Source organism: Niallia sp. FSL W8-0177 (assembly GCF_038006285.1).
In the GTDB taxonomy this organism is placed as follows: Bacteria; Bacillota; Bacilli; order Bacillales; family Cytobacillaceae; genus Niallia; species Niallia circulans_A.
Map to the genome: position 1 here is coordinate 3,732,807 of NZ_JBBOUX010000001.1, position 13,496 is coordinate 3,746,302.

A 13,496-nucleotide genomic window follows, 5' to 3' on the forward strand; every position below is an offset into this window, starting at 1 on the left:
GCGAATTTTTCGATGAGAATCTTTTTATTACGATGCTTCTTCAAACTGGCTATTATAAAGCTCAGCATAAAATCCATTTTTCTCGATTAATTCTTTATGTGTTCCGGCTTCGATAATATCGCCGTCTTTCATGACAAGTATTAAATCGGCATTTTTAATTGTTGAAAGTCTATGGGCGATCACAAAGGAAGTTTTTCCTTCTGTCAGCTTATCCATTGCTGTTTGAATCAGTAATTCCGTACGGGTATCCACGGAGCTAGTCGCTTCATCTAGGATAAGTAATGGCGCCATTTTTACCATGGCACGTGCGATGGTGATAAGCTGTTTTTGACCTGCTGATAAACTTGTTTTGTCATCCAAGATAGTATCATAGCCGTTTGGCAATGTTTTGATAAAATGATGCAAGCCAACTGCTTTGCAGGCAGCTTCTACCTCTTCATCTGATACTCCTTCTCTTGAATAGACGATATTGTCGCGAATAGACCCTTCAAATATCCAAGTATCTTGCAGCACCATACAGAAAAGCTCATGCAGGGCCTCTCTTGTCATTTCGTTGGTTGGAATCCCGTCAATTGTGATCTCGCCGCCATTTATTTCATAAAAGCGCATCAGCAAATTAATTAATGTTGTTTTTCCAGCGCCAGTCGGTCCTACGATTGCGACCTTCTGGCCAGCGGCTACTTGTACGGAAAAGTCTTCAATGATTGTTTTATCTTCACTGTAGCCAAAGCGGACATGCTTAAATTCCACATCACCTTTGATATTTGCCAATTTTGCTGTTTTCTCCTCTTCTACTGCTAGTTCTTCTTCGGACAAGAACTCAAACACACGCCCACTTGCTGCTGCTGTGGATTGCAGATTTGTCGCTGCTTGCGCAATTTGTTGCAGCGGCTGTGTAAATAAGCGAATGTACAGCATAAAGGCAACAATAACACCAAATGAAATATGGCCATTTACAGCAAGAGCAGCCCCGACAATACATACAACCACATAACCAAAGTTTCCAATAAACATCATTAATGGCATCATCAGCCCTGACATAAATTGCGATTTCCACGCACTCTCATATAATCGTGTATTGATAGCAAAAAAGTCATCCTTCGCCTGCTGCTCTGCATTATAAGCTTTCACGACATTATGGCCAGAATAGATTTCTTCAATATGACCATTTAATTTTCCAAGCTCTTGCTGCTGTTGAGCGAAGTATTTCTGTGATTTCGAAATAATAAAGAACATAAACGCAAAACCAATAAAGGTGGAAAGAATAGCTGCAATTGCCATAATCCAGTTGGTGTAGAACATCATGATTAAGGAACCGACGAACATAGTAATAGCCGTAATTAAGCTGCTAATACTTTGGTTCATCGTCTGTCCCACCATATCGACATCATTTGTAACCCGGCTAAGGACATCACCTGTTGTTGTATTATCAAAATACTTTAAAGGCAGACGGTTAATTTTTACCGAAATGTCTCTTCTTAATTGTTTTGAAATTCTCTGGGTGACAGTTGCCATAATATAGCCTTGCACATAGTTAAAAATAAAGCCTAAACCGTATAGGAACACCAACAGAATCGCTACATCATATACAGCATCTAGATCAATGTCTCCCATCAGTCCTGCTGTAATATAATCCGTCATTTTGCTTAGCTGATCAGGACCAATAATGCTAAAAATTGCCGCTGTCATCGCCAGAATTAAAGCAAAGATGATAATCGGAAAGTAAGCTTTACAGTAAATTACCAGCTGCTTTAAACTGGAAAAATTCATCCCTTTTGCACGCGGAGGAATCGATTTTGCTGGTTGGTTCCCCAACTCCTCATTTTGGGTTGGATTTTTCTCTTCTTTTACTTCGTTTTTCTTAGCCAATTTCGAGTTCCTCCTTTGATAATTGTGATAAAGCAATTTCTTGGTAAACATCGCAAGTTACCATTAATTCGTCATGTGTCCCCATTCCAACTACTTCGCCTTTATCTAATACCAGAATGCGGTCAGCATCCTTAATCGTTCCAATTCGCTGTGCCACAATAATATTAGTGGCATCTTGGATCTCTTCTTTCAGTTTAGAACGGAGGACACGATCTGTTTTATAGTCTAACGCGGAAAAAGAATCATCAAATAAATAGACTTCTGGATCTTTATAAATGGCACGTGCAATCGATAATCTTTGTTTCTGTCCACCAGAAAGATTGGTTCCACCTTGTGAAATCGTCGCCTCATATTGCTGATCCATTTTTTCAATAAAGTCTTTTCCTTGCGCAATTTCCACTGCTCGTTGGATTTTTGTCTGTTCCACTGAATCCTTATCTTCCTCTCCAAACGTAATGTTGGAAGACACAGAGCCACTGAACATAACTGCTTTTTGCGATACATATCCAATTTTGTCTCGTAATGCTTCTAGCTTATAATTCTTCACATTTAGACCATCTACCAAAATTTCGCCCTCGGTTGCTTCCATAAAGCGAGGTATCAAGTTCAACAGAGTACTTTTTCCGCTCCCAGTAGAACCAATAATCGCAACAGTCTCCCCTTTAGAAGCAGTAAAGCTAATATTTCGGAGAATATAATCACTCGCTCCAGGGTATTTAAAGCTCACATCGCGAAATTCAATCTCTCCTACTTTGTCTCCATTTGTTTTTGAACCACTCTTAATTTTCACATCGGTATTCAGGACTTCGTTTATTCTCTTAATCGAAACTGCCGCACGAGGAAGAAGAACAAATGTAATGGAAACCATCATAAACGCCATAATGATTTGCATCGCATAGGAAGAAAAGACAACCATGTCTGAGAATATCGGCAAGCGGTCTGCCATTGCCGCATTATTGATTAACACTGCTCCAATCCAATAGATGGCAAGCGTCATCCCCGACATTATCAGGGAAATCGTCGGCATCATCAGGGCCATGATTCGAGAAGTGAATAAATTTGTATCCGTTAATTCCTTATTTGCTTTCTCAAATTTTTCCTCATGATAGTTTGCTGCATTATAAGCATGAACAACCCGGATTCCGTTTAAATGCTCTCTTGTTACCATGTTAAGATTATCCGTTAACTTCTGGATAACTTTGAATTTTGGAAGAGCAACTAGCACAATCGTAGCAATCAGCACTAATAACACCGCAATTGCCACGCCTGTAGCAGCGGTCCATTCCCAGCTTTTCCCGGTAATTTTTAAAATTCCCCACACAGCAATGATCGGTGCTTTAATAACAATTTGTAAGCTTAATATAATCAGCATTTGAACTTGCATAATATCATTTGTCGAACGAGTTATTAAGCTAGCTGTTGAAAAACCAGACAGCTCTTCCATCGAAAAAGATAATGTCTTATCAAAAACCTTTTTGCGCAGACGATTCGAAAAGCCTGCGGCCACTTTCGCAGCAAAGAAAACCGTGATAATCGAAGCAACCATACTTCCGATCGCACAAAGCATCATAAATCCACCTTGAGCTAAAACGTCGCTTAACTCACTTCCCTCTGTCTGCACTAGTCTTGTGATTTCAGACATATAATCTGGCAGCTTTAAATCAAGCCATACTTGTAAAATAATAAAGACTAATGCACATGAAATGAACATCCAGTCCTTTTTTTGAAAGTTTTTAAAAATATTTATCATGAATCCATTCCTCCCCCTGCAGCCATACATCAATCTCACTAAATACATCGCATCCGATATATCGTATGCGATTATATTAATGATTTTAGAGTTCGATGTCAAACAAAAGCTTTTACCAATTAAAAAACAGCCCTCAAATTCAAGGGCTGTCTGTTTATTTAATAATCTCTTGGACTCTGCTCTTAAAGCTTTTGTATACATATGTCCAAATAGCTGGCTCGGTGCGATATCTCTTCTGTAGGCTTTCGTAAAAATCTTTTTGTTTTTCCGCAAATGTTGGATCCTCTTTTGCAGGAAGCTTGGCACGCCCTTCATTAACTATTTCTTGGACTTCTGGTGCACGCGGTCCCCATTTGCCAATTAACTCGCCTTGTTCATTTAAAATAAGCACCATAGGAATCGCTCTGCCGCCGTTTGTTAAATGGCGATCAATTAAATCTGTATCTGCATCTCGCAATGCCACATGCATTGGCAAATCCGCCGCTTCTACTATTTTGCGAAGAACAGGATTAATCACCATCGCATCGCCACACCAATCTTCCGTAATCGTTAGGAAATGTAACTTATGCTTTTTTAATTCTTCGGTAAAACCATCTTGCGGCAAAGAGAAGTTTTCATATACTTCATGGCTTTCCTCTTTTAATGTACTCATGTTTTCCATATATGTTTGAATCGTTGTGCCTTCTTCAAAATATTGTTGCTCTGTCTTCATTATGGTACACGCTCCTTTTCTATGTAGACCTTCTCTATTATTTTACTATGTCTATGTGTTTCATACTATTTTGACGATTTGGGATAAATTGCTTTTTTTGATAGATGAATGTATAGGGCTTTGTTACAATTAACTTAACAAGATTTCTTAAGATTGGAGTTATGGCATGAAGAAATTTTTTTCAACACTAGGAATGGCTTTGATTGGAGGAGTATTTGGCGGAGCACTTATGCTCACTCTTTTATCGCAAGAATGGACTATCACGAATATTCTTCTTGGAGTCGTTTGTTTCCTTGCATTTTATATTATACATATTATTTTACATGAAGGTGGACATCTTATTTTCGGAAAATTAACTGGCTATTCCCTTGTCTCCTTTCGCGTTTTTTCCTGGATGGTCGTTGCCACTAAAGACGGTTTAAAGTGGAAAAAGCTGCATGTGCCAGGCACATTAGGCCAGTGTTTAATGGCTCCTCCCGAATATGTGAAAGGCAAGTATCCCTTTAAGTTGTATTTATGCGGCGGAGTTATCATAAATTTTCTCAGTAGTTTAGTGGTTGGCGGCATTGCTTTGATTGTATACGGGAATGCTTTTCCTATCCCTGTCACTCTATTCGTACTCCTTGGCCTCTTTATTGGAGTCACAAATATTATTCCTTATGGTTTTAACGATGGGATGACATTAAAAATGGCGTGGAGCAACGAAAAAAAGCAATGGCAGCTATTTAGTCAATTCTATATTAATGCGCAAACTTCCAATGGCATTTCTTATCAGGAGCTGCCAGAAGAACTATTTGCACTGCCCGATGGCGATGATGGGAAGGATTATTTTTCCCAGTGGGGACTGTGCATGCAACAAGTGCGCGCAATGGACCGCCTCGATTTTGAAGAAGCAAAGAGAATTAATGACTTACTGTGGGCAAGGAAAGACGAGTTAATCTCCCTTTTCCGAGTGGAGGTTGCCAAAGAGCGCTTGTTTTTGTTAACTGTGCTGGAAGGTGACAAAGAAGAAGTCCAATCTATTTATAAGAATAAAGAAGTAAAACGCTTCTTAGCAATCAAACAGATGAGCAATAAACGAATTGCCGCCGCATATGAGTTGCACGTAAATGGCGATCGCCAAAAAGCAACTGCGCTTTGCGAAGAAGGAGCTCAGTTGGAGAAGCATAATCCGAATATGACGGATATTGTGCTAGAGAAGCGATTGATGAAGACTTTGTTGGCAGGATGAGTTTTGGTGGGGTGGGATTGAGTTGGTTTGGGTTGGGGGTTGGCTGATATATTTAGAGTTTGGCTGATATTTTCCTAGGTTGGCTGATTCCTCCTCCACTTTGGCTGATATTTTCTCAGGTTGACTGATTCTACCTCTACTTTGGCTGATATTTTCTCAGGTTGGCTGATTCCTCCTCCACTTTGGCTGATATTTTCCTAGGTTGGCTGATTCCTCCTCCACTTTGGCTGATATTTTCCTAGGTTGGCTGATTTCTCCCTTACTTTGGCTGATATTTTCCTAGGTTGGTTGATTCCTCCCCCACTTTGGCTGATATTTTCTCGGTTTGGCTGATTCCTCCCTCAGTTTGACTGATATTTTCCCAGGTTGGTTGATTCCTCCCCCACTTTGGCTGATATTTTCTCGGTTTGGCTGATTCCTCCCTCAGTTTGACTGATATTTTCCCAGGTTGGTTGATTCCTCCCCCACTTTGGCTGATATTTTCTCGGTTTGGCTGATTCCTCCCTCAGTTTGACTGATATTTTCCCAGGTTGGTTGATTCCTCCCCCACTTTGGCTGATATTTTCTCGGTTTGGCTGATTCCTCCCTCAGTTTGACTGATATTTTCCCAGGTTGGTTGATTCCACCCACGCTTTCCGCTGATTCCACCCTAACTTTAGCTGATCCTCTTCCCGCTTCTCCTAATATATCCATAACTCGGCTGACCTTCGCCCAAACTTTCGCTAATAAAGTGTATTTTCTTATATCCTCTCATCCATTTCATCGAATATTCCCTTCACTCCAAAAAAAGCTCCAATAAAAGTCTATAATTAGACTAATTGAAGCTTCTTTTTATTTTATTTTTGCCTTTTTGTATATGCTCTACCTATCTTAGCTTCTTCAGACCATCTTGCTGAGGCAATGCCGGGTACAGCTCCTTTTAATAAAGGATCTTTTGTTTCGTTCATCCAATTTGCCACTTTTTCGCGCAATTGCCTTGCTACTTCAGAGTATGCAGGATCATGGATAAGATTTTTATATTCTAATGGATCTTTTTCTAGGTCATACAACTCTTCTGCCTCATTTGGTACATAATATTCTTTGCGAACCTCAGCTCCTGATGGGCTGCTGTGGATATCCATCGGCATATAAATTTTGGGACCATCCTCAAAATTTTTCACATACTTATATTTCTCTGTCCGCACTCCGCGCATTGGATGGTAATTATCATGCCAGGTTAATTCACAAAAGAAGTCCTCACGAATTTTCTCATTAGATTGTTTTAATAATAATGGAGCAAAGCTTTTCCCATCTAAATCATCGGGAATCGGTAAGCCCGCTAAGTCTAATAATGTGGGCATAATATCAATATTGCAAAGTAATTCCGTCGAAACAACATTTTTCCCAAACAGTTTTGGATTATAGAAAATTAAAGCTGTTTCTAATCCTGCTTCTTTCAACGTTCCTTTTGCCCTTGGGAATGCTATTCCGTGATCTGTTGTATAAATAACAATTGTATTGTCTATTAAACCTGTTTCTTCTAATGTGTCCATAATTCTTTTTATTGCAGCATCTAGCACTTTTACAGAACCATTCATTAACGCTATTTCCTTACGAATGGCTTCCGTGTCTGGTAAATATTCTGGTACTTCTACTGCTGAAATTTCATCTGCAAATGGTTCATACTCATCAAAAGTACGATGTGTTTCCCAAAATCCAATATTTGCAAAGAAGGGTTTACCATCCTCCTTTTTTTCTTGCAGGTATTTCACTGCACTATCTGCAACTTGCGGCGCTCTTGATCCTTCAATTTTCTCATAGCGGTCATATCCTAGCTTATAAGAAGAAGTCCAAGTGCCTCTTTCTGTGTGTCCTACTGTCTCATGGCTAAATCCAATTAAAGCTGATTCATAGCCAGCCTCGGAAAATTTAGTAGGCATTGTATCGATGCTTTCCTCTATTCCAAACTCATAATGCGCTAGACCAATTAATCCATTATTATGTGGATACAAACCTGTTAAGATACTACCACGACTCGGACTACATTGAGGTGCTGGACAAAAGAATTGATCAAAGCGCACCCCTTCTGCAGCTAATCGATCAATTTCAGGAGATTCAACAGCTTTTCCATAACAGCCTAAATGTCTACCTGTATCATGCGAAATCATAAAAACAATATTAGGTTTATTCATTTATATTCACTCCTTTTATTCTCCTACTATTTCTTCAATCTCTGTTTTGATAATAGATACATGTGGTCCATAAATTACTTGAACTCCATTTCCACGTAACATTACTCCCTTAGCACCTGTACCTTTTAATACAGCTTCTGATACTTTCGAAGAATCTTTGACGGTTACGCGCAATCTAGTTGCACAATTATCAACTTCGGATAAATTATCTTTTCCACCTAATCCAGAAATAATGGTTGCAGCTCTGCTACTTCCATCTGTTGCGGCAGCTGCATCTTCTGCCAACTCCTCGTCCTCTCTTCCAGGTGTTTTATAATTAAATTTCACAATTAGAAATCTAAATACTACATAATAAACAACAAAGAAGACTATCCCTATTAGGGGAATCAGAATCCAATTTGTTTTATCGTTTCCTTGTAGAATTCCAAACAAAGTCAAGTCAATTAATCCAGCAGAGAAGGTCATTCCCACTGTAATATGGAAGATATGAGCTATCATATAAGATAGTCCCCAAAAAGCTGCATGTACTACAAATAACACTGGCGCTACAAATAAAAAGGCAAACTCCAACGGTTCTGTAATACCAGTTAAAAAGGAAGTCAATGCTCCTGTTGCCAGTAAACCAAATATCTTCTTTTTATTCTCTGGTTTCGCTGTATGATACATCGCTAAGGCTGCCCCAATTAATCCAAACATCATTGGGAAGTATTTCCCACTCATAAAACGTGCTGTTCCAATGTAATACTGTTCAACATTTGGATCTGCTAATTGAGCGAAGAAGATATTCTGCGCTCCTTGCACAACATTCCCCGCGACCTCTAACGTCCCCCCAAGGCCGGTTTGCCAAAAAGGTAAATAAAAGATATGGTGCAATCCCAAAGGCCCTAATAACTTTACAACAAACCCAAATAAGAAGGTTCCAAAATATCCTGTTTTATCTACAAGTCCACCTAATTGAGCGATTCCTTCTTGAATTGGCGGCCATACTATATACATGGCTATTCCAAGGAAGATGGATACAACAGAAGTAATGATAGGAATAAAACGGGATCCACTAAAAAATCCTAAAAACTGTGGCAGTTGAACTTTATTGAATCTGCTGTGCAGCATGTATGTAACTAAACCAGCTATGATACCGCCAAATACACCTGTTTGTAATGTCTGAATTCCTAATGTCATGCCCTGCCCAACGCCAGCTAAGTTTTCAGTAGCTAACTTATTGGTAATTTGTAACATTGCATTTAGCGATGCATTCATTACAAGGTAGGAAAGAACGGATGCAAGTCCAGCAACCCCTTTATCGGATTTTGCTAGGCCAACCGCAATTCCAATAGCAAAAATTAAAGGTAAATTTCCAAATATAATGTTTCCCGCGGAACTCATTATCGTAAAAATCGCCTGTAAAATCGTATGATCTAAAAATGGATAAAGAGCAATTGTATTAGGGTTAGAAAAAGCACCCCCAATTCCTAATAAAAGTCCTGCGGCAGGTAATACAGCAATTGGAAGCATAATTGCTTTCCCAAACATTTGAAACTTACCAAAAAGCTTGTTAAACATATTTTTTTCTCTCCTCTCACACTGGCCCCTGTTCTGTTGTGACTCTCGATTTTTTAGTTGTTTATTCATTTCAAGGTACAATTGATAAGTGCTATCTTTTCCAAGAAGTATATGCAGTTCATCCTCCCGAAATAGTGCTGCGTACACTCCCTGTAATGACTTTAATTCCTCTAGCCTTACCTGATCCTCCCTCACTAGCCCTAACCGTAATTTAGTTGCACATGCCTCGGCATACTTAATATTTTCAATGCCTCCAAGGTGTCTCATAATATTTGCGCATATCTGTTGGAAATCCATTTGAAACCTCCCGTAAATAGACCTGTTAAACTAGTGCAATCTTTCCTCTTGTTGTTGCTAGCAATAGAAAAAGGCAAGACCTAAAAAGACAGAGAGAATATTTCTCTATCTTTTTAGGTCTTGCCTGATTGAACAGTAACAATCCCCTGTATTCTACTTATTGCTTTTGTCCCAAAGTCTTTGAATATGCAAGGTTAAAAACCCAACTTCTGATTCTGGCACTTCGTATTGATATTCTTGATTTAAAAACACCGCTAGCACTTCTGAGCATTCATATGCTCTCTTATATTTACTCTTCACAATATCGAGCATCTCGTCATCCATCTCATGAAATGCCTCATTTTTTTCCATTCTACTGATAACAAATTCTAAATGCGTTAAAAATCGATGGTATGTTAAGGAATCCTTATCAATTTCCATATTAAGCTGACTTGCAACAATATCCAATAAATCTTGTAAGATCATCGTTCGCTTTAAAGGGACATCTACATTATTCGAATTCATTGTTCCCGTATGGATATGTAAGCCTATATATCCAGCCTCATCAATAGGAAGTTGAATGCCAAGTTTTTTCTCTACTTGGTTAATCGCCCATACCCCAATTTCATACTCCTTAGGATATAAAATCTTTACTTCACTTAATAATCTATTGCGAATGGCTATCCCTTTTTTCATCCGATCAATGGCAAATGCCAAATGATCTGTTAGCGCAATATGAATATGACTATTCAGCTCAACTTCTAAAAATTCCTCCGCATAAGAAATAATTTCTTCTGCTATCGTTATATAGGATTCTGGCAATGACTCTAGCAATTCCTGAAATTGTTTCGTTTCATTTTTCAAGATAAAAATCTTTTCAATTTTACTCTCTTGAATTAAATCATTCTTCCCTTTTTGAAAGGCAATACCTGCACCAAGCACAATTTTTTCTGTGCCCTCTTCTATAATAACTACTGCATTATTATTCAATATCTTATTAATCCTAAGCATTATCCCATCCCCTTTTTCAAATGAAGGGTTTTATTATAAAGAGGCAATTAGAACTTCCTCAATTCCAGCATTCCCTTGCTCCTTATATTTCTTTTCCAGACTCTTCACATTATCTCTATTCAATATAACCATTGGGGTTATAGTGCTAGCCGCATTTTCTTCCACTTTCTCTAAATCGAATTCAACAAGTATATCTCCAATAGATACTTGATCGCCTTCTTTTACATGAACGATAAACCCTTCTCCTTTCATATTAACTGTATCCAACCCAATATGAATCAGAATTTCTAAACCATTATTACTTTCCAATCCTATAGCATGTTTCGTTGGAAACACTTGTTTTACTGTTGCTTCGATCGGAGCAACTACTTTTCCTTCAGCTGGGACAAAAGCGATCCCATCTCCCATCATTTTTTCAGCGAAAACAGGATCCGGAACTTCTTCTATTGGAATGACCTTTCCTGTGATTGGTGCTTTTAATCTTTCTTGCTTTGCTTTATTGTTTCCAAATAGTTTACCTAGTACCAATTTCCATACACTCCTTTATTTTGACAAAAAAAGACCTAAAACAACTAGAGAAACATTCCTCCCAATTGTCTTAGGTCTTGCCTGATTGAACAGTAACAAATCCTCGATATATTAATTGACTTTATCTTATAATAGAATAAAAGCGTTGTCAATCATTTTTTGTATTCGCTTACTATCTATTTATTAACTTTCCAATTTTCTCGATTGTGTATGGATAATACGTTTTATAGTTTTAACAAATATAATCCTTCACCATTTGTTTATGCGCCTCATTAAGTCAATTCCTCAGGCACCCTCTGTAGCAACAATTTCTGGCATTAGGCCCTAGGACTTCTTTACGTTCATTTTATCTCCCTCAATCTACATTAAATAGTACGAATGAGTTTTCTGTTCTTCCATTCACATCATAACACACTTTTATCCAAAACGGATGAAAGTGTGCAAATTAATAAATAAACTTGTGAGGAAAAGGCTATTATATAAATTAGTAGCTCACAAGTTTTCAGAATAAGAAATGATAGTTTCTTTCCATTCATCAAATGAATTTACTTCACATAGTTGAATCATCAGCTCTTTATTATGCACTAATTCTTGTATGAATAGTAACAAATCTCTAACCTCACTGCTTTTAGCTTGTGCAATAGTAAAAATTATTTTAACAGGTAAGCCTGACCAATCAATCGGTTTCTTTAGAATCCCTATGCCAATTTTCGTTACTTCTGAGCAAAGTTCTATGGGGTGAACAAGGGCAATTTGATTTCCAAAAGCTGTACTAGCCAAACTTTCTCTTATTAAACAAAGTTCTTCAAAATTTGGAGGCGTTATTCCTGTTTTCCCTATTAAATCACACATTTTAGTAATTGCCTCTTTTTGGTCATTACAGTCCAAATTACTCTGAAACAAATCCTTAGAAAAATACTTATCTAGTATATATTCTGTTTTCACCTTAGACTTTTCTTCTAGCAATTTTCGTTTCTCCTCTTCTGTGAAAAAAGGACTAATCACTTCTATTGGTATGTTATTTATGTCAACAGGAACAGTGGAGAATATAATATCAGGATTAAAGGCTATAACATCTTCTTGATGATATAAAGAGAAGTTTTTAATCATATGAGCTTTTGGAAATGTTTGCTCTATCTTAAATTTAAGTAATTGAGCCGTACCTTGCCCAGTTGTACATATAATAGCTATTCGATTGAAGTTCTTATCATCAAATTTTTTAAAGTCTCTTTCTAGAGCCAAACCAATATGCATTGTCAAATAAGCTATGTCATCATCAGTTAACTGACACTTAAAAATGGAATTCACCTTTTCCGCTAACAATACTGCTAGATTGAAAGCAAAGGCAAATTGTTTTTTTATATCATGAAGAATGGGATTCCTCAAATGAATGTCTTTCATAATCCTTCCTATCAAAGGACGCAAATGAATAAGAAGGCCAGACCGAAGCTTCTGATCCTTCCATAGAGAAATATCATACATCGATTCTATCTTTTCTAAAAAACTATCAATAATCATATTTATTCTTGCATCCGATATATGCATTCCAGCCTGGCTATCATTTTGAAAAATTTGACCACTAATATGAGAATATACATAGACTATTTCAGCATCAGACATTTTCATTGTAAATACATTCTCTACCTTTTCTATAATCGATTGAGAAACTTCATGCTCTAACGAACCTTCCGTCATATTTTCTGTGGGAATATCAATAGGATGCCCTGCTAAAACACGTCTAATCATAATTTTTATATGATAAATAATATTCTGAAGCACTATATCTGAACAATTAATATCTCTAATTTTCCATTCCTTCACAATGAAATCTTCAATAAAAAATAACTTTGGCGTTCCATCTAAATATATTTTTGGTCTAAGCATGTTAGCAATAGCTAACCTTTTCCCTAACTCCGTGCCACTTATTTTAAATCCGTAATGTGGCTTACTCTTTAACACTAATCCATATGTTTGAATTTCCTTTTTCAACTTAGAAATTATGCTGCTCATTTTGCTTCTGCTTACATAATATTCATCACATAATTCTTCTAGTTTTACATACTTAACCTCTTCAATCAGTCTTTTGAATACATTTTCTAATAGATCAGAAGAAGAAAAGAAGGGCGTATCACTAACCCTGGTGATACTTTTTAATATTTCTTCTCTATTGCTCGTACGAAGATAATATCCTTCTCCTCTTTTGGCCACTATCTTACTATTAAATTTCTCTAAAAAGACGTTTATGCTACCTATTGAATTTCTGATTGTTTTTTCGCTTACGCCAAATGCAAACATTAAATTTTTAATAGGTATATATTGCTCTTCTCTAAGAAATTCTTCCAGTAATTTCATATCTTTCTCTATTAAATTCATGTTTATCATCCTTTT

General features: G+C 37.4%; 10 protein-coding genes. 1 reads left to right on the forward strand and 9 read right to left on the reverse strand.

What is annotated here, in order from left to right:
* Window positions 1-27: 27 nt before the first annotated feature.
* The 3 genes from NST77_RS18165 to NST77_RS18175 all read right to left on the reverse strand — a co-directional run bounded on the left by NST77_RS18165 (window position 28) and on the right by NST77_RS18175 (window position 4,331).
* Window positions 28-1,869, reverse strand: coding sequence for an ABC transporter ATP-binding protein (locus tag NST77_RS18165; RefSeq protein ID WP_420845917.1), 1,842 nt, complete (start codon window positions 1,867-1,869; stop codon window positions 28-30).
* Entirely contained in the window at window positions 1,862-3,619 is a 1,758-nt protein-coding gene (locus tag NST77_RS18170) for an ABC transporter ATP-binding protein (RefSeq protein ID WP_123260337.1), read from the reverse strand. The genes NST77_RS18165 and NST77_RS18170 overlap by 8 nt, the downstream gene beginning before the upstream one ends.
* 154 nt (window positions 3,620-3,773) lie before the next feature.
* The gene (locus NST77_RS18175; RefSeq protein ID WP_123258457.1) at window positions 3,774-4,331 is read right to left on the reverse strand and encodes a thioredoxin family protein; all 558 of its coding nucleotides are present in this window, start codon (window positions 4,329-4,331) and stop codon (window positions 3,774-3,776) included.
* 166 nt (window positions 4,332-4,497) lie between these two features.
* On the opposite strand from NST77_RS18175, the gene NST77_RS18180 reads away from it, so the two are divergent.
* Window positions 4,498-5,562 carry a hypothetical protein gene (locus NST77_RS18180; protein ID WP_123258458.1) on the forward strand — a complete coding sequence of 355 codons (1,065 nt, stop codon included), beginning with the start codon at window positions 4,498-4,500 and terminating at the stop codon, window positions 5,560-5,562.
* A 423-nt stretch (window positions 5,563-5,985) separates the two neighbouring features.
* Here NST77_RS18180 and NST77_RS18185 read toward each other — a convergent pair whose 3' ends face one another.
* The 6 genes from NST77_RS18185 to NST77_RS18210 form a co-directional block, all read right to left on the reverse strand.
* Window positions 5,986-6,255, reverse strand: coding sequence for a hypothetical protein (locus NST77_RS18185; RefSeq protein WP_341123369.1), 270 nt, complete (start codon window positions 6,253-6,255; stop codon window positions 5,986-5,988).
* 143 nt (window positions 6,256-6,398) lie between these two features.
* Entirely contained in the window at window positions 6,399-7,733 is a 1,335-nt protein-coding gene (locus NST77_RS18190; protein ID WP_123258460.1) for a sulfatase family protein, read from the reverse strand.
* 15 nt (window positions 7,734-7,748) lie between these two features.
* A complete protein-coding gene (locus NST77_RS18195; protein WP_341123370.1) occupies window positions 7,749-9,590 on the reverse strand; it encodes a PTS transporter subunit EIIC in 1,842 nt (613 codons plus the stop codon).
* Window positions 9,591-9,743: 153 nt separating this feature from the next.
* Window positions 9,744-10,580 (reverse strand): PRD domain-containing protein, encoded by an 837-nt coding sequence (locus NST77_RS18200; RefSeq protein ID WP_095332580.1) that lies wholly within the window; start codon window positions 10,578-10,580, stop codon window positions 9,744-9,746.
* 33 nt (window positions 10,581-10,613) lie between these two features.
* Window positions 10,614-11,108 carry a PTS sugar transporter subunit IIA gene (locus tag NST77_RS18205; RefSeq protein WP_095332578.1) on the reverse strand — a complete coding sequence of 165 codons (495 nt, stop codon included), beginning with the start codon at window positions 11,106-11,108 and terminating at the stop codon, window positions 10,614-10,616.
* A 492-nt stretch (window positions 11,109-11,600) separates the two neighbouring features.
* Window positions 11,601-13,481 carry a BglG family transcription antiterminator gene (locus NST77_RS18210; protein ID WP_164463727.1) on the reverse strand — a complete coding sequence of 627 codons (1,881 nt, stop codon included), beginning with the start codon at window positions 13,479-13,481 and terminating at the stop codon, window positions 11,601-11,603.
* Between the last annotated feature and the right edge of the window lie 15 nt (window positions 13,482-13,496).